Origin of the sequence: Streptomyces sp. P3, assembly GCF_003032475.1 — a bacterium.
Lineage (GTDB): Bacteria > Actinomycetota > Actinomycetes > Streptomycetales > Streptomycetaceae > Streptomyces.
Map to the genome: position 1 here is coordinate 9,707,850 of NZ_CP028369.1, position 17,173 is coordinate 9,725,022.

11 protein-coding genes and 1 pseudogene are annotated in these 17,173 nt (G+C 72.5%); 6 read left to right on the top strand and 6 right to left on the bottom strand.

All coding sequences use genetic code 11. The features are described 5' to 3' along the window. Nucleotides 1-57: 57 nt before the first annotated feature. Entirely contained in the window at nt 58-1,275 is a 1,218-nt protein-coding gene (locus tag C6376_RS42975) for an IS110 family transposase (protein WP_107442753.1), read from the bottom strand. A 462-nt stretch (nt 1,276-1,737) separates the two neighbouring features. On the opposite strand from C6376_RS42975, the gene C6376_RS42980 reads away from it, so the two are divergent. Next, nucleotides 1,738-5,670 carry a helix-turn-helix domain-containing protein gene (locus tag C6376_RS42980; RefSeq protein ID WP_107448594.1) on the top strand — a complete coding sequence of 1,311 codons (3,933 nt, stop codon included), beginning with the start codon at nt 1,738-1,740 and terminating at the stop codon, nt 5,668-5,670. A 232-nt stretch (nt 5,671-5,902) separates the two neighbouring features. On the opposite strand, the gene C6376_RS42990 is transcribed toward C6376_RS42980, so the two are convergent. Further along, nucleotides 5,903-7,024: a DUF3533 domain-containing protein gene (locus tag C6376_RS42990; RefSeq protein ID WP_254076303.1), complete on the bottom strand. Its 1,122-nt coding sequence runs from the start codon at nt 7,022-7,024 to the stop codon at nt 5,903-5,905. A 413-nt stretch (nt 7,025-7,437) separates the two neighbouring features. Here C6376_RS42990 and C6376_RS42995 point away from each other — a divergent pair, with 413 nt between their 5' ends. After that, a complete protein-coding gene (locus C6376_RS42995; RefSeq protein ID WP_107448596.1) occupies nt 7,438-8,088 on the top strand; it encodes a TetR/AcrR family transcriptional regulator in 651 nt (216 codons plus the stop codon). Nucleotides 8,089-8,223: 135 nt separating this feature from the next. Here the strand turns inward: C6376_RS42995 and C6376_RS43000 are convergent, their stop codons facing one another. Continuing rightward, nucleotides 8,224-8,850: a TetR/AcrR family transcriptional regulator gene (locus C6376_RS43000; protein ID WP_254076304.1), complete on the bottom strand. Its 627-nt coding sequence runs from the start codon at nt 8,848-8,850 to the stop codon at nt 8,224-8,226. Between C6376_RS43000 and C6376_RS43005 the strand changes: the two are divergent. Beyond that, nucleotides 8,825-9,734: pseudogene (locus tag C6376_RS43005) on the top strand (MFS transporter); the annotation flags it as partial. The gene C6376_RS43000 and the pseudogene C6376_RS43005 overlap by 26 nt on opposite strands. 276 nt (nt 9,735-10,010) lie before the next feature. Then, complete coding sequence (locus C6376_RS43010) at nt 10,011-11,477, top strand: MFS transporter (protein ID WP_254076461.1); 1,467 nt, start codon at nt 10,011-10,013, stop codon at nt 11,475-11,477. 36 nt (nt 11,478-11,513) lie between these two features. Here the strand turns inward: C6376_RS43010 and C6376_RS43015 are convergent, their stop codons facing one another. After that, complete coding sequence (locus C6376_RS43015; protein ID WP_173985843.1) at nt 11,514-13,208, bottom strand: dolichyl-phosphate-mannose--protein mannosyltransferase; 1,695 nt, start codon at nt 13,206-13,208, stop codon at nt 11,514-11,516. A gap of 269 nt (nt 13,209-13,477) precedes the next feature. Here C6376_RS43015 and C6376_RS43020 point away from each other — a divergent pair, with 269 nt between their 5' ends. Beyond that, nucleotides 13,478-13,825 (top strand): PRC-barrel domain containing protein, encoded by a 348-nt coding sequence (locus C6376_RS43020; RefSeq protein ID WP_254076305.1) that lies wholly within the window; start codon nt 13,478-13,480, stop codon nt 13,823-13,825. A 41-nt stretch (nt 13,826-13,866) separates the two neighbouring features. Here C6376_RS43020 and C6376_RS43025 read toward each other — a convergent pair whose 3' ends face one another. After that, nucleotides 13,867-14,601, bottom strand: a complete 735-nt coding sequence (locus C6376_RS43025) for a hypothetical protein (RefSeq protein ID WP_107448598.1) — start codon at nt 14,599-14,601, stop codon at nt 13,867-13,869. Between the two features lie 76 nt (nt 14,602-14,677). On the opposite strand from C6376_RS43025, the gene C6376_RS43030 reads away from it, so the two are divergent. Then, nucleotides 14,678-15,250: a transcriptional regulator gene (locus C6376_RS43030; protein WP_107448599.1), complete on the top strand. Its 573-nt coding sequence runs from the start codon at nt 14,678-14,680 to the stop codon at nt 15,248-15,250. Nucleotides 15,251-15,422: 172 nt separating this feature from the next. Here the strand turns inward: C6376_RS43030 and C6376_RS43035 are convergent, their stop codons facing one another. After that, nucleotides 15,423-17,093, bottom strand: coding sequence for a pyruvate, phosphate dikinase (locus tag C6376_RS43035; RefSeq protein ID WP_107448600.1), 1,671 nt, complete (start codon nt 17,091-17,093; stop codon nt 15,423-15,425). Nucleotides 17,094-17,173 lie beyond the last annotated feature (80 nt).

Sequence of the window (17,173 nt, forward strand, 5' to 3'; positions counted from 1 at the left end):
CTATGTCCTTCGTCAAGGCGCCCCTGTCGGTTTTGGGGTGATTCGGTCTTGCTGGGGTCATGCGGCGAGCTCGACGTCCGCGGGTGTGCGGGATTCGTAGAAGGTGCCGTCGCGGAGCATGGCGAACAGGACGCTGATGCGTTGGCGGGCGAGGCGGAGGAGGGCCTGGGTGTGGGTCTTGCCGCGGTTGCGTTGCTTGTCGTAGTAGGTGCGGGAGGCGGGGTCGGCGTTCATGCAGGCGAAGGCGGACAGGAACATGGCGCGTTTGAGCTGGCGGTTGCCGCCTCGGGGTGCGTGTTCGCCGTGGATCGAGGTGCCGGACGACTTCGTTGTCGGGGCGAGGCCGGCGTAGGAGGCGAGGTGGGCGGCGGTGGGGAAGCTGGTGCCGTCGCCGACGGTGACCAGCAGGACGGCGGCGGTCCTGACGCCGACGCCGGGCATCGACGTCAGGACCGGGGAAAGAGGGTGGGCCTCCAGCAGGGCGTTGATCTGGGCTTCCAGGGCCCGGCGCTGTTCGTGGACAGCGGCGAGCGAGCGGGCCAGGGAGGGCACGACGATGTCGAGGGTGCCGGTGCCCGGGACCACGACGGTCTGCTCGTCCAACGCTTCGAAGACATCGTCGATCAGCCGCTGGGCCATGCGTGGGGCCTTGGGCCGGATGAGCTCGACGAGCCTGCGGCGGCCGGCTTTGCGCAGTGCGGCCGGGGAGCCGTAGCGCTCCAGCAGCCAGGTGACGGCCTGGTGGTCGAGGCGGGGGCCCAGGACGCGCTCCAGCGACGGGTGGAACTGGGTGAGCAGGCCGCGTATGCGGTTGGAGGTGCGGGTGGCCTCGGCCGCGAGGTCCTGGTCGAAGCCGACGAGAACCGTGAGTTCGGCGGTGATCTCGTCGGTGAGCTCCAGCGAGCGCAGGGTGTGCGGCATGGTGCGGGCGGCGTCCGCGATCACGGCTGCGTCCTTCGCGTCGGTCTTGGCCTCGCCCGGATACAGGTCGGCGATCCGCCGCATCGCGAGTCCGGGCAGGTAGGCGACCTTGCAGCCGGTGTCCCGGGCGACCGTGAGCGGGAGGGCGCCGATGGAGGCGGGCTGGTCCACGATCACCAGGACGGTGCCGAACTTGGCCTTGAGTTTGTCGAAGACGGCCCGCAGTTTCGGCTCGCTGTTGGGCAGCTGCTTGTCGAGGACCTTCTTCCCGGCCGGGGTGAGCCCGTGGCCGTGGTGAGCACTCTTTCCGACGTCCAGGCCGAGGAACACGCCCACGTCTTCGGTGTCGAACATCGCGCCCTTTCCAGGGTGTTGAGCGTGCCGGCCTCGGCAGTGGTGTCGTGCGCGCGCATCCACGTTATGCAGACCTGCCGCCCGCGAGCTGTCCGGCATTGCGCCGGACCGGGCGGTGGCCGGACCTCTCATCAGCGTCTCCGACGGCACCTCCCGAGCCCGGTGACACCACCCCCCAGGTCATCCGTTCGACAGGGGGACACAGTCATGCCGGGCCCGGAGGCCAGCGGCCCTCTTGCAGGACCGCGAAGAACATAACGGGGGGGCCGGCGTACCGGGGCGGCCGGCGCCCTCACGTGCCGGACGCCGGTTGGTGTTTGTGACACTCGTCACTTCCGGTCATGCCTCGGATGCCCCGTTCTCGTCCCGGCTTACCATCCCCCAGACATACGGTCGCCGACCTGACCAGTCGGCGTCAGAAACGGCGCTCCGCGCGCCGTTGGCCTCGGGGGCACACCACTCATGGACCACAAGGACGGCGAGCCGGCGAACCCGTCGGCCGCCGCTCGACGGCGGCCGCAGCACTCGTCGTTCGGCGTCGCGCTCCGCGAACTGCGCCTGGAACGCGGCCTGTCGCTGGCCGACCTCGCGCGGATCACGCACTACAGCAAGGGCTATCTGAGCAAGATCGAGAACGGCAGGAAGCCGGTCAACGGCGATGTCGCGCGGTTGTGCGACGACGCTCTGGCAGCCGACGGCGTTCTGCTCGCTCTGCTGCCGCCGGCCCTGCGAGAGGAGCAGTCGGGGCCGGGCGACGGCGAGAGCTGTCCGTACCCGGGCCTGTCGGCCTTCGGTCCCCGTGACGCGGGACGGTTCTTCGGCCGGGAGCGGGCGGTGGCCGCGCTCGTCCAGCGCCTCGCCCAGCGGTTCGGCAAGGGACCGGTGGCCGTCGTCGCCCTTTCCGGGTCGGGAAAGTCCTCGTTGCTGGGTGCGGGCCTCGTCCCCGCCCTCGCGGACGGCGGGCCCGGCGTCGGCCGCGACGGGTCGCTCTCCGCCGGTGTCGACATCGGCACCGACGTCGACATCGACCGTGGGCCGCCCGCCGACACCGACGCCGGCGCTCCGGTCGTGATGTGCACCCCCACGGCACGTCCGCTGTCCGCTCTCCTGCACGTGCTGCGCGCCGCACTGCCCGCCGGACTGCTCGACCACCTCCACGACGACGGCCCGCCCGGCGAGCGGGCCGACCGGCTCGTGGCGGCCCTGCGCTCCTGGGCCCTCGCCGCGCGGCGGCCCCGCGGCTGCGTCGTCATCGTCGACCAGTTCGAGGAGGTCTTCACCCTCTGCGACGACGAGACGGAACGCGGAGCCTACGTCGCGGCGCTCGCCGCACTCGCCGGCGGTGGCGACGAACCCGAGGCGGGCGCGACGGCGTTCACCGTGGTGCTCGGTGTGCGCGCCGACGTCACCGGTCGCTGTCTGGAGTACCCGCAGCTGGTCCCGGTCGTCAGCGACGGGCTGTTCGCGCTGGGCGCGATGACCACCGACGAACTGCGGGAGTGCATCGTGCGTCCGGCGGCGGCGACGGGCACCACCCTGGAGCCGGGACTGGTCGAACTGCTGCTGCGCGACCTCGGAGCCGCCGACACGGCGGGCGCGGCGGGCAACGGCCCCGACCCGGGCGTCCCGATCGGCCGGCCCGGGGTCCTTCCGCTGCTCGGACACGCCCTGCGGGAGACCTGGCACCGGCGCACCGACTCCACCATGACCGTGGCGGGATACCTGGCGACGGGCGGTATCCACGGGTCCGTCGCCGCCGCGGCCGAGGACCTCTTCGCCGCGCTGTCGCCGGTCCGGCAGGACGCCGCGCGTCGGCTGCTGCTGCGGCTGGTGCGCGTCGGTGAGGACAACGAGGCCTCCCGGCGGCCCCGTACCACGTCCGAACTGCTCGACGGGCTGCGGGACCCGGCCGCCGCGCGCGCCACGCTCGACGCTCTGGTGGCAGCTCGTCTGCTGACGGTGGACGCCGACCGCGTCGAGATCGTGCACGAGGCCCTGCTGCGGGCGTGGCCCAGACTGCGCACCTGGGTCGGGGCGACGCGCGCCGATCTGCTCCTGCACCAGCAACTGGGCGCCGCCGCCCGTGAATGGGACCGCGAGAACCGCGACCCGAGTCTGCTCTACCGCGGGGCCCGGCTGACGGCCGCCCGGGAGTGGGCGGCCGGTCCCAGCGGCCGGGACAGCGTGCCGACGCCCGTGGAGGCCGACTTCCTGCGCGCCTCCGACCGGGAGGAGGACCTGCGCCGCCGCCTGTCGCGGCGCCGGGTGCGTCAACAGCGGGCCGGCGTCGTCGTGCTGACCGTCCTGCTCGCCCTGGCCCTCCTGGCCGGCGCGACGGTCTTCGAGCAGCGCACCTCCGCCGACGAACAGCGCCGGACGGCCCTGTCGCAGGCCATGGCGGCGAGCTCCGCCCAACTCGCGTTCGGGCGGCCGGAGGCCTCGATGCTGCTGGCGGAGTCCGCCTACCGCACCTCGCGGACCACGGAGGCGCGCGGCGCTCTGCTCAGCACGCAGGCCAACGCCTTCGCGGGCCGGCTCACCGGCCACCACGGGGCGGTGAACTGCGTGGTCTTCGGCCCCGGCCGACGACTGTTGGCCTCGGCGAGCTCCGACGGCACCGTGCGGCTGTGGGACGCCGCCGCCAAACGGTCCGTGGGAGAGCTCGCGGGTCATCACGGGCCCGTGCGGTCCGTGTCCTTCTCGCCGGACGGGCGCACCCTGGCGTCGGCCAGTTCGGACGCCACGATCCGGCTCTGGTCCGTGTCCGACCGACGTCAGATCGCCGTCCTGACCGGGCACCGGGGACCTGTCCGCGCCGTGAGCTTCTCGCCCGACGGCCGTACGGTGGCCTCCGCCGGCCAGGACGGCACCGTGCGCCTGTGGGACACCCGGACCCACCGTCAGACCGGGTGGCTTCCAGGGCACTCCGGCGACGTCCTCGCGCTGGCGTACGCCCCCGACGGCTCCCGCCTGGCCAGCGCGGGCGCCGATCGCACCGTACGCCTGTGGAATCCGCACACCCGCCGGAACGCCGGCGTCCTGAGCGGCCACAGCGGCGATGTCCTCGCCGTGGCGTTCAGCCCCGACAGCCGGGTGCTCGCCACCGGCGGCGCGGACCGCACCGTACGGCTGTGGGATCCCGCGACCCACCGGCAGACCGCCCTTCTCGCCGGTCACGACGACGACGTGAACGGGCTCGCCTTCGGACCCGGCGGTCACACGGTGGTCTCCGCGGGGGGTGACGGCACGATCGTCCGCTGGGACGTCCACACCCGCCGCACGGTCGACTCCTTCTCGGGGCACACGGACTACGTGATGGCCGTCGCCGTCGCGGAGAGGGGCGATCTGCTGGCCACCGCCGGCTTCGACGGGACCGTGGCCCTGTGGGACCTCACCGGCCACACACTCAGCGCCTACCCGGTCAGCGAACTGTGGAAGGCCGCCTTCAGCCCGGACGGCCGGATGCTCGCCTCCGCGGCGACCGACGGCGCCCTGCAGCTCTGGGACGTGGGGCGCCGCACCCTCGTCCGCACCCTGACCGGCCACAGCGGCGCGGCCTACGCCGTGGCGTTCAGCCCGGACGGCCGGTGGCTCGCCTCGGCCGGCGCCGACCACACCGTGCGGCTGTGGCCCCTCGCGGCCGGCGGGGGCGCCCCGGTCGTGCTCAGCGGGCACACCCGTGCCGTGTTCGACGTGACGTTCAGTCCGGACGGCCGATGGCTCGCCTCCGCCTCCGCCGACAACACCGTACGGCTGTGGAGGATGTCGTCCGCGGGCGGTCCGGCGGGGACGCGGGCCACGGTGCTCACCGGGCACACCGACTTCGTGAACTGCCTGGCCTTCAGCGCCGACAGCGCAACGGTCGTGAGCGGCAGCGACGATCTCACCCTGCGGCTCTGGAACGTCTCGCGTGGCAGCCCCACCGCCGTCCTCACCGCGAAGGGCGGCTCGGTGCGCGCCGTGGCGTTCGCCCCCGGCGGTCGCTCCCTCGCCAGTTCGGGCAACGACGGCGTCATCCGGATGTGGGACGTGGCCGGGGCGCGAGTGACGGGACTGCTCGGCCAGCACGCCGGCTCGGTGCGGGGGCTGGCGTTCAGCCCCGACGGACGCTCGCTCGCCAGCAGTGGCAACGACCGCACGGTACGGCTGTGGGACACCGTGCGCAGACGGCTTGTCGCGACACTGACCGGGCACACCCGAGCGGTGTGGAGCGTGGCCTACGCCCCGGACGGCAGGAGGGTCGCCAGCGCCGGCAACGACGGCACCGTCCGGCTGTGGGATCTCGGCATCACCGAACGCGTCGCGGCCCTGTGCCGTGTGGTGGGACCGGTCGACCGCGGCCGATGGCAGCGGCTGCTGCCCGGATACGCGTACTCGGGAACCTGCGCGGATTGACCCGCCGGGTCGGGGCACGCCCTTGCCGATGCCCCGATGCCCCGATGCCCCGATGCCCCGATGCCCCGATGCCCCGATGCCCCGATGCCCCGATGCCCCGATGCCCCGAAGCCCCGAAGCGCCGGGGCTCCGGGGGCGGGCCCGACGGCCGTGCGTCGACCACGGGTCTCCGGGCCCTGACGGCCATGCCGCCGACGGCGATACCCGGCCTCCGGCGCGGCCGGACGGCGCGTCAGACGGCGGGCGCGGCGGCCTGAGGTGGGGTCTCGGCCTCGGACTCGGCGGACGAGGCGTCGAGACGCCGCTTCTCGTTCCGCCAGGAAGCCGCCCAGGCGAGTACCGCGCCGCCCACCGCGTAGGCGCCGAGCACCCAGACCGCCGTGGTGACGGCGTGTCCCGAGAAGTACACCGTGTTGCGGACCAGGGTGGTGCCGGCCCCCGGAGGCAGAGCCTGTCCGATCGCGCTCCAGAACGCGGGGAGCAGTGGCGCCGGGTAGACACCGCCGGAACTGGGGTTGCCCAGCACCACGAAGAGCAGGATGACCAGGCCGGTGCCCGCGAGACCGAGCAGGGTCTGCAGTGCGAGCGCGGTCGCCGCCGAGGCGAGGACCACCAGCGTGCCGATCCCGCTCAGAGCCCAGAAGTGGCCCCCGAGTGCGTCGAAGACGGGCCCGACGACGACCGCTCCGGCGATCCCCGACGCGACCGCGTACAGCACGAGCACGCCGAGACGGATCAGGGTGCGCTGTCGGTTGGCGGGACGCGCACCCGCGGCCATGCCCATGATCGTCGCGGTCAGATAGCCGCCGATCACCCAGCCGAGCACGAGGTAGAAGGACGTCATCCCGCGCCCGTCCCCGGTGTTGGGGGGCCGTATGTCGGTGACGGTGATCTGTCGCTTCTGCCCGGCCTCGATCTTCTGTGCGATCTGTGTGGCGGTCTGCGACACCGACGGCCCGCCCGCCGAGGCGACCAGGAGGGTGTCCTCGGCGCCGGCCGGGTCGAAGAGGAAGGCGGCATCGGCCTTCCTGGTGAGGACCCACTGCCGGGCGGCAGCGGTGCTCGGCGCCGCAGTGGCCTCGACCGGGTCGCCGTCGAGCGCGTTGAGCTGGGCGACGATCTTCGCGGACGCCTGCTGCGGAGCGGCGACCGCCACGGGTATCCGATGCGGCGTGGGGGAGTGGAAGGCGCCGACGTAGGACACGACGAAGGCGAGCTGGACGAGCAGGCCGCCGAGCACGAGCCCGAAGGCCCGAAGGGTGACGGCGTCCTTGAACTCGGCAGCGAAACCGAATGACTTGGGCTCGCGTTCGGCGGGTGATCCGCCCGGAGCTGGGGTGGAGGGTGCGTTCACGGGCGCATGATCCCACAGCCGGGTGAATCTCTCGCTCCGCTTGACCGGACCGGCAGAGCGTTCACGCCGCGCACGAACCGGCCGACCGCGCCGCATGGCCCGGCCGCCCACACCCGCGTCCACAACTCCTTCGCGTTCCGGATCCGGGGGTCCGCGGTCTGATCCGACGGGGGTGGCCGGTGGGACGGCCGCGACGGACGAGGTCGGCTGCGGCGCCCGGCGCGCCGGGGCTCTCGTCGAGGAACAAGCGCGAGGGCCGCACCGGGGGCGCTCGGTTCCGCGTCGGCCGAGCTTCGGGCCACGAGGTGGGGCGGGTCCCGTGTGAGGCGGCGGCCGGTGGGGCGCGGGGGCTTCGGCTCGGCGTGACAAAATGGGGGGCCGTTCGTCCGTCCTTTGATGCTGCGAGGTTCTCCGTGAGCAAGCACGTGGCCCGCGAGCCGCTGCGCCGTAATTCGCGGTCCAACCGCGCGCGCATCCTGGCCACGGCCCGTGAGGAGCTGGGGCGGAACCCCGATGTCACGCTGGAGGAGGTGGCGCGGGCCGCCGGGGTCGTCCGGCGCACCCTCTTCGGGCACTTCCCGGGGCGGGCGGCGCTGCTGGAGGCGCTCGCCGAGGAAGCCGCCGAGACGTTGCGGAACACGGTGGGGGCCGGGCCGGAGTCGGGGGAGTCGGCCGAGCAGGCGTTGGCGCGGTTCGTACTCCGGATGTGGCCCGTGGGCGACCGCTACCGCATGCTGCTGGCGCTCACCCGGCGGGACCTCGGCTCCGAGCGCGTCGCCGAGGTGCTCGCGCCGGCCCGGGAGGCCGCCACCGGGATCCTGGAGCGCGGACAGCGGGACGGCGTCTTCCACTCCCATCTGCCGCCGGCCGTGCAGAGCGCAGGCCTGATGGCGTTGATCGTGGCTCTGGTGGAGTCCGTCAACACCGGCGCGCTGGAGGACGACGGGCACCGGATCGCCACGGCCACCCTCATCGCGGCCGGCGTGCCGGAGGATCGGGCGAGCGCGGTGGTCGAGGAGGCTGCGTCGGCGATGGCTACGGCTCTTCCGGCCCACGGCACCTGATTCCTCTCCGGCCGACCCGTTCGACGAGGTGTCCCGGGCGTCATCGCGGCGGAAGGTGACCGACTTGCGGCTTCGCGGGACAGGGAGTTGGGGGCGGCCATTTGTGTGAGTGCGAGTGAGGTGCGGGCACGGGTTTCAGACGGGACTCGGGGGCGACCCGGACCCGGACCTCCGTACGTGATCGACCGTCGCGGCGGCGGTGTCCGGGGCGACTCCGGCGGCGATGAGGGCGGCGGTGGCGGCGCCGGTGCCGTCGTCGGACCACAGGCCGCGGTCGACGCAGTCGAGCAGGGCCAGCAGTTGGGCCTCGATGGCTCGGGTGAGCGGGTCGGGCGGGACGGTGGTCTGGAAGACACCCTGTCGGCGGCCGTGGGCGAAGACCCTCGTCGCCATGTCGCGGGCGGGGGTCAGCAGTTCGTCGACGCGTGCGCGTGCGAGGTCCTGGCCGCGGGTCAGCCGGATGAGGGTGCGGTAGCGGTCGCCGACGGGCCACACCATGAGGACGAACCGCGCCAGGTCCGCGACGCCGTCGGAGGTCGGGGCCGGGGCACCCGCGACGGCGCGCCGGATCGCCTCCGCGGCCTCGGCGGCCAGGCCCTCGACGAGCGCGGCCCGGCCGGCGAAGTGGACGTACACGGTGCGCCGGGCCACACCGGCGGCACCGGCGATGTCCTCCAGGCGGCTGTCGGGGTCGCGGGTCAGTTCCCGCCGAGCCGCGTCGAGGATCCGGGCGCGGGTGGTCGACGAGACCTCGCTGGTCATCGCGGCCCGCGCGATCATGGGTTTCGGTGCCGCGGTCGTGATGCCGGCCACGCTGTCCCTGCTGGTCGCGACCTTCCCCCGGAGCGAGCGGGTCAAGGCCATCACCGCCTGGGCCGCGACCTCCGGGGTGGCGGTAGCCGTCGGCCCGCTGGTCTCCGGCTGGCTGCTCGAGGACCACGCCTGGGGCTCGACCTTCCTGATCAACGTGCCGATCGCCGTCGTCGCCGTGCTCGCCGCGCTCGCCCTGGTACCGCCGTCCAAGGCGGAGGGCATGGGCCGGATCGACTACGTCGGTGGTCTGCTGTCGATCGTCTCCGTCGGCTCCCTGATCTACGCCGCCATCGAGGGCCCGCACTTCGGCTGGGGCGCCGGCCCCGTCACCGCCGCCGTGGTCGCCGGTGCCGGTCTGGTCGCCTTCGTCGCCTGGGAGCTGCGGCACCCGCACCCGATGCTGAACGTCCGAAAGTTCACGCTGCGTCCCTTCAGCGGCTCGATGCTCGCGGTGATGTTCTTCTTCTTCGGTATGTTCGCCGTGCTCTACTACTCGACGCAGTTCCTGCAGTTCGTCCTCGGCTACGACGCCCTGGACACGGGCCTAGGCTGCTGCCGCTGGGCGGTGCGGTGTTCCTCGGGTCCGCGGTGACCGGGGCACTCACCCCGAAGCCGGGGGTGAAGGTGATGGTCGTGACCGGCATGACCGTCGGCACGGCGGGCATGTTCCTGCTCACCCAGATCGACAAGGGGTCGACGTACGGGGCCTTCCTGGCGCCGCTGATGATGCTGGCCTCGCGCTCGGACTGAGCATCTCCCCGGCGACCGACACGATCATGGGCTCCTTCCCCGAGTCCGAGCTGGGCGTCGGCGGCGGTGTCAACGACACCGCTTCGCCCACGGCGTCGCCCAGAAGGATCGCCGCACTGCTGCGGACCTGGCCGACCGCCACCTGAGCCGCGGGCGCCACTCGGATGTCGGGGTGTGGCCGCGGTCACCGCATGCGCCGTGTGAAAGGGGGCAGCAGGGTCTGTACGCACAGAAGTCGCCCAGTGCCTCAGGCTGCGCACGGGCCGCTCACGCACGACGGGTAAGGAACGGCAGTGGCTGACGTACAGACCGACGGGCAGCCCGAACCAACTCGGTCCGGGCAACACGGGACGGCAGGTCTGCCCGCACAGGTCCGCCAGGACCTCACACGCAGGCTGAAGCGGAACAGGCGTCCCTTCCGCGACGAGGACGTGCAGGTCGTCGAACCGCCACTGCTGCGACGGGCGGTGGGCGCCTCGGCGCTCGGCAACTGCATGGAGTGGTTCGACTTCGGCGTCTACAGCTATCTCGCGGCCACCATCGGCAAGGTCTTCTTCCCGGGGGCGTCGCCCGCCGCGCAGGTGATCTCGTCCTTCGCCACCTTCGCGGCGGCGTTCGTCGTACGCCCGCTGGGCGGCCTGGTCTTCGGCCCGCTCGGGGACCGGCTCGGCCGGCAGAAGGTACTCGCGACCACCATGATCATGATGGCGGTCGGCACGTTCGCCATCGGCCTCATCCCCAGCTACGCCACGATCGGCATCGCCGCGCCGATCCTGCTGCTGCTCGCCCGGATGCTGCAGGGGTTCTCCACCGGCGGTGAGTACGGGGGCGCCACCACCTTCGTCGCCGAGTACTCACCCGACCGCCGCCGAGGCTTCCTCTCCAGCTGGCTCGACTTCGGCACCTTCGTCGGTTACGCGCTCGGTTCCGCCCTGGTCACCGCACTGAATCTCGCCCTCAGCGACGCGCAGATGCTGTCGTGGGGCTGGCGGATCCCGTTCCTGATCGCGGGCCCGCTCGGGGTGATCGGTCTCTACATGCGCCTCAAGCTGGAGGAGTCACCCGCCTTCCAGCAGCAACTCGACGAACACGAGCAGAGCCTCGCCAAGGAGTCGGCGGGCACCGAGTTCAAGACCATCGTCAGGGACCACTGGCGCGGCCTGCTCATCTGCACGGGCCTGGTGCTGCTCTACAACGTCACCAACTACATGGTCACGGGCTTCCTGCCCACCTATCAGACGGAGACCCTCGGCCGCTCCAGCACGTCCGCGGACGTCCTCGTACTGACCGGCATGGTCTGGATCGTGCTGCTGATCACCTTCCTCGGCAGGCTCAGCGACCACGTCGGCCGACGCCCCCTCTACGGCTACGCGGCGGCGGGCATGATCCTCCTCGCCGTCCCCTCCTTCCTGTTGATCAAGATGGAAGGAACGTGGCCGCCCGTCTTCGGGGTGCTGATCCTGTCCACCCTGCTGGCGTGTTTCGCCGCGCCGAGCGCCGCGACGCTGCCGGCGCTGTTCCCGACGGCCGTCCGCTACGCCGCAATGGGCATCGGCTTCAACTTCGCGGTCGCGGCGTTCGGCGGCACCACCCCGCTGGTCACCGAGGCGCTCGTGAGCCTCACCGGAAACGACATGATGCCCGCCTTCTACCTCATGGCGGCCGGCGTCATCGGGCTGGTCACGGTCCGTTTCCTGCCCGAGAGCGCCCAGGTGTCCCTGAACGGCTCCCAGCCCATGGTGGGATCCAAGAAGGAACGCCGCGAACTGATCGCCACCTCGCAGGAGTTGTACCGCGTCGGCCGGGAGACGGCCGGCCGACGCTGATCCCTGCTGACGCGGGCCCGGGTTCGGCGGGACGGCTCAGACCCAGGTGTCGAGCCACATGCGGGCGTGCCAGTCGGCGTACGGAATCGTCTGCCCCGTGTAGACCGGGAAGAAATAGATGAAGTTCCAGGCGATGAGCAGCACCAGCACGCCCGCGGCGACCGCACCCCGCGTGCGCCGCCTTTCGTCCGCACCCGGCGGACCTGACAGCGCGCCCAGCATCATCGCCACGGCCAGGCACAGGTACGGCACGAACACGACGGCGTAGAAGGCGAAGACCGTACGGTCCTGGTAAAGGAACCACGGAAGGTAACCGGCCCCCACCGCGCACAGGACGGCACCCGCCCGCCAGTCGCGGCGCAGGGCCCACCTGAAGAGCAGGTACACCAGCGCGCAGCACGCCGACCACCACAGGAGCGGGGTGCCCAGAGCGAGGATCGCCTGTGAGCAGTCGGACGCCGTGTGGCAGCCGTCCCGGCCGGCCTTCGGTGACTGGTAGGAGAACAGCACCGGACGGCCGAGAACCAGCCAACTCCAGGGATTCGACTCGTACTTGTGGAAGGTGTCCAGCCCCACGTTGAACCGGTAGACGGCGTGTTCGTAGTGCCACAGGCTGCGCAGGGGAGCGGGTATCCACGACCATGGGCCGCCGCGCCCGTCCGCCCAGTGCCGCCCGTAACCGTCGTCGGACAGGAACCAGCCGGTCCAGGTCACCAGATAGGTCACCACGGCGACGGGAGCGAGGGACAGCAGCGACCAGCCGAAGTCCTTGCGCAGCACCGCGCGGTACGGGCGACGGGCCCCCGCCGTGCGACGGGCGCCGACGTCCCACAACACGGTCAGGACGACGAAGAAGACCAGGAAGTACAGGCCGTTCCACTTCGTCGACGCCGCCAGCCCCAGAAAAAAGCCGGCTGCCAGGCGCCACGGACGCAGACCCGTCCCGGTCCGGGCCGCGGCGTCCTCGTCCGGTCCGGCCCGGCCGTCGGAACCCACCGGCAGGGCTGCCGCGAGTCGCGCCCGTGCCCGGTCCCGGTCGATGAGCAGGCAGGCGAACGCCGCCAGCACGAAGAACATGACGATGAGGTCGAGCAGAGCGACGCGGCTCATCACGTAGTGCAGGCCGTCCATCGCCATCAGGAGGCCGGCCAGGCATCCCAGCACCGTCGAACGGAACAGACGCCGCCCCGTGCGGCACAGCATCAGCACCGACAGCGTGCCCAGCACCGCCGTCATGAAGCGCCATCCGAACGGATCGAGTCCGAAGGCCCCTTCCCCGAGGGCGATCACCCACTTGCCCGTCGGCGGATGCGCGACGAACGCCCCGGCGTCGGTGAGGGGGATCGTCCGGGGATCGGCCAGGATGTCCGGGTCGGCGATCTTGCGGTCCGGCCAGGTGCCCTCGTAACCCAGCCGCAGCAGCGCCCAGGCGTCCTTGGCGTAGTAGGTCTCGTCGAAGACGAGTTCGTGCGGCCGGCCGAGCCGCCGGAATCGGATCGCTCCGGCGAGGAGGGCGACGAGCACGGGACCCACCCAGCCCATCGCCCGCGCGACCCGGTACGCCCGTGCGGGGCTGAGACCCAGGCGCTCCCAGACGCGCGTGCCCGGCTCCGGGAAAGGCGGAACCAGACGCTCACGGACGTCGCTCCGGGGAGGCGCCGCATACCCGAACCGGCCCAGACGGTCGGTCCAGTCGCGGGCTGCGGTCGTCGGGCGCGTGCCGTCGGGCATGGCGGTGAGATGGTCCTTCGGGAGTGGGCCGGTGGCCATCGGCCGCTGGCCGGCCGACGGGGGTCGAGGTGCGCTGGAGGCTAGCAGGGCCGCGCCGACGGCGAACGCGTGGATCTCGAACTGCCGCGCCGGTACGCGACGTCGACGGGCGCCGGGGAGCGGAAGGCGCCGTCGCAGAGCAACGCCCGCGTCGCCCGTCGGCATGGTCCCGCACGTCTGCGAGGCGCCTCAGCGGGCACCCGAAGGGCCAGGACGACAGGGAGGACATCGTGAGCGAACGCGACGCGCACCGCGTGCCGACGGCGGGTCACACCGCGGACGACGACCTGACCGGATATCAGGTGGACGCCACGGACGGTCACCTCGGCAAGGTCAGCAAGTACTCGAGGGACCTGGGTCCGCGGTTCCTCGTGGTGCACACCGGCCTGTGGGTTCTCGGCAAGGACGTGGTGATCCCGTCGGACGCCGTCATGGGCGTCGACCACGACGCCCGTATCGTGCAGGTGACGAGGACGAAGGCACAGGCCAAGGCGGCGCCCGTCTTCGACGAAGGCACGCACCTGGGCGATCCGCGGCACCGCGACCAACTGGGCGGCCGCCACGGATCCGGGCACTGACGGCGAGGCCCGCACTCTCGGCGGGTGCGGGCCCCGCCGGCCTAGAGGTAGGGCCGTATGGCCACCGTGACCGCCATGTCGAAGGAGTTCGCCCCCGCTGTGGACGGCAGTCCCAGGACTCGGTCGAGTACGCGGCCCAGGGGGCCGCAACCGCTGGTGCGCGGGGCGGCGAACTCCGCGTCCCGGGCACCGAAGGAGACGACCAGGGGATCCTTGGACACCACCCGGGTCGGCTCGGTGTCCTTGAGTATCAGATGGACCGCGTCCTCGTCGCTGCCCACCGAGCAGCCCGGCGCCGGCAGGGCCGGCAGCCCGTGGGCAAGGCCCACGGCGAATCTGATGTCGAACTCGCCGCGCCGGGTGTCGTCGGACAGGAAGTCCGAGTAGCCGCCGTACTGCGGGGTCAGGGACAACGGGGTGCCCGCGACCCGGAGGGGCGCCGCGGTCATCTCCCCGAAGACCTGACGGAATTCACCGTGCACACGACCTTCCGCGAAGGTGATCTCCATGGGCTCGGCGACCGGCTCGTCGACGGCGCCCAGGCGCAGATGTCCCGTGGCGTGCATGACCTCGCAGCGCCAGGTGCCCGGGTCCGCACCCGTGGGCAGCTCATCGGCGGTGGGGCAGGCGGAGAAGTCGAACCCGGAGGGGACCGCGCCCTGTTCGGCTCCCTGCGCGGGTGCGGCGCCCAGGGCGGGACCGGCGAGCAGTGCCCCTGCGACAGCACGTGCGAAGAGACGGACTACGCGTTTCAAGGTCACTCGGTTCGGCGTCATGGATCCAGCATTGCAGATATTTCTCTGCAGAGGAAGGTCTGCAGAGAAGTCTCTGCCGGAGGGATAGACTGTCGTCATGACGCAAGAGCGCAGAGCGCAAGCCGCCGGTCGGCGCACGGTCGACAGCCCCGAGGTGCTCAAGGCCCTCTCGCACCCCCTGCGCCTGCGGATACTCCGCCACCTCGGCACGGCGGGGCCGGCCACCTCGACCACGCTGGCCGCCGCCCTCGGCGAGAACACCGGGACGCTCAGCTACCACCTGCGCATGCTGGAGCGCAGTGGTCTCGTCGAAGACATCCCCGAGCGCTCCACCGGGCGTGAGCGCTGGTGGCGTGGCGTGCGCGGCCTCGACATCCGCCGACCGCCGCAGGGCGAGCTGACGGAGGCCGAGCGCGTCCTGTCGGCCGAGCTGGAGCGGATGAGGATGGAGGAGGACCTCGAGCTCGCCCGGCAGTTCACCGCCCGGCAGGCGGAGTCCCAAGGATGGATGCGGGGTTCACGCAGCCTGACCCACCTCACGAAGGGTGAGCTGGACGCATTCCACGACGACTATCTGGCCCTGCTCGCACGGTATGCCCGCGGACCGGAGGACGCACCGGACGACGCCCGGCCCGTACTCCTCCGCTGGTTCGGCCTGCCCGCGGACTGACCGGTCGGCGGCCGGCCCGGTGAGCGGCTGACGCACGGACGCGGCCACATCACACCCGAGCGAGTGCCGCGTCTGCGGTTCTTCGGCGGCGCCGCCCGGCCGACCACCTGCCACCGATCACCGCCAGCGGGGCGCTCCCTCGACGTCCCGGGGGTCCGGGCACGTCGCCCGGTCAGGATCCGGAAGCCCCCTGACGCCGGAGCAGGACGGTTCGCGCCGAGGCGAGGCGTCGTGCTTCGTCGGCGTCCGCCCCGTGGGGGTCCGCGATCTCGTCGGCCCAGGTGAGCAAACGGCGCAGTTGCGGGTCGGTCGCGGCCGAGACGACGCGAGGGTCGCCGACGACGACCTCTCCGCCGGTGCCGTCGATGGCGATGAGGGTCCCCTCGGGCAGGGCGCGGCCCCCTGCCCGCACGCCGATGCCGTCCTCGACGGTGAGGTCCGCGGCTCCCACCACGGCCGGCTTCCCCATCGCCCGCGCTACGACGGCCGCGTGACTCGTCGGGCCGCCGAGAGCGGTGACGACTCCCGCGGCGGCGGCCAGGCCGTGCATGTCGAGCGGTGAGGTCTCCGGGCGCACCAGGACGACCGGCCCCTGGGCCGCCAGCCGCGCCGCGTTGTCGGCCGTCGTGGCCACCCTGCCGGCCGCGACGCCGGGACACGCTCCGAGTCCCCGTGTGAGGACGTCCCGCGCGTCGTCGACCGCGATCCGCGACGTTCGTACGTGCTGGAGATGCTGCGGGGAGACCCGCAGGATCGCCTCGTCGCGCCCGATCGTGCCGGCATCGGCGAGGTCGACCGCGACGCGGACCGCGGCACGCCCCACGAACCGCCCCGGGCGCACCTGGAGGATCCACAGCTCGCCCTCCTCGAAGGTGAACTCCACGTGGCACGCGTCGCGGTAGTGCTCCTCGAGCCGGTCCAGGGCGTTCAGCAGCCGGGCCCACACGGTGGGCTCCCGGTCGGCCAGTTCGGGCAGCGGCCGGCTCAGCGACCGGCCCGCTACGACGTCGTCGCCCTGGCCCCCGAAGAGGACCTCACCGAACGGCGCCGGCTCGCCGGTGTTGGGATCTCGGCTGAACGCGACACCGGTCCCGCTGCGCCGGCCCCGGTTGCCGTACACCATCGCCTGCACGGTCACGGCCGTGCCGAGGTCGCCCGGGATGCCGTGCAGCGCACGGTAGGTCTGCGCGCGCGGGGTGTGCCACGAGGAGAACACGGCGGCGATCGCGAGTTCCAACTGCCGGGTCGGCTCGTCGGGCACGGGGGCACCGCTGTGCTCCCGGACGATCCGCTCGACGTCCCGGATCGCCTCGGCGAGTCGGCCGGTGCCGGGGCCACTTCCGGTGCCGGCACCGGTGTCCTGCTCGGCGATCGCCCGGGCGGCGGCGGCCAGGCGCTCCCGGCCGACACCGAGGACCTCGGAGGCGAAGCCGGCCAGGAACCGCAGGCGTGAGTCGAGCGCGAAGCGCAGGTCGCCCGTCTCGTCGGCGAGCGCCGTGGTGGCCTCGGCGGTCAGTCCGAGGTTGAGGACGGTGCTCATCATCCCGGGCATCGACACGCTCGCGCCGGAGCGGACCGACACCGTCAACGGCCTTTCGGCCGCGCCCAGTCCGCGGTGCGTCGCGGCCTCGAGGCCGGCGACCGCGGCCGCCAGTTCGCAGGCGAGGCCGCTCGGTAGCCGCCCGTCCCGGAAGAAGGCGCGGCACGCCCGTGTGCTGATGACGAACCCCGGCGGGACGGGCAGGCCGAGACGCCCGAGCACGACCAGGCCGTGTGCCTTGCCGCCCAGAACCTCCGCCGATTCCCCGACCTCTGCCGACAGCGGGTGGATCCACATCGTCATGTCGTCGTCTTCGTGTAGTCGTGGCTGGGGCTGGGGCTGGGTCAGACCCCGCCGGGAGACGCTCACGAACATCCTCACGG

Excerpts from the sequence above, each read along its gene's own strand:
- C6376_RS43025 (WP_107448598.1), bottom strand. The coding sequence starts at position 14,601 with ATGACGCCGAACCGAGTGACCTTGAAACGCGTAGTCCGTCTCTTCGCA.
- C6376_RS43030 (WP_107448599.1), top strand. The coding sequence starts at position 14,678 with ATGACGCAAGAGCGCAGAGCGCAAGCCGCCGGTCGGCGCACGGTCGAC.
- C6376_RS43015 (WP_173985843.1), bottom strand. The coding sequence starts at position 13,208 with ATGCCCGACGGCACGCGCCCGACGACCGCAGCCCGCGACTGGACCGAC.
- C6376_RS42975 (WP_107442753.1), bottom strand. The coding sequence starts at position 1,275 with ATGTTCGACACCGAAGACGTGGGCGTGTTCCTCGGCCTGGACGTCGGA.
- C6376_RS43035 (WP_107448600.1), bottom strand. The coding sequence starts at position 17,093 with ATGACGATGTGGATCCACCCGCTGTCGGCAGAGGTCGGGGAATCGGCG.
- C6376_RS43000 (WP_254076304.1), bottom strand. The coding sequence starts at position 8,850 with ATGACCAGCGAGGTCTCGTCGACCACCCGCGCCCGGATCCTCGACGCG.
- C6376_RS42980 (WP_107448594.1), top strand. The coding sequence starts at position 1,738 with ATGGACCACAAGGACGGCGAGCCGGCGAACCCGTCGGCCGCCGCTCGA.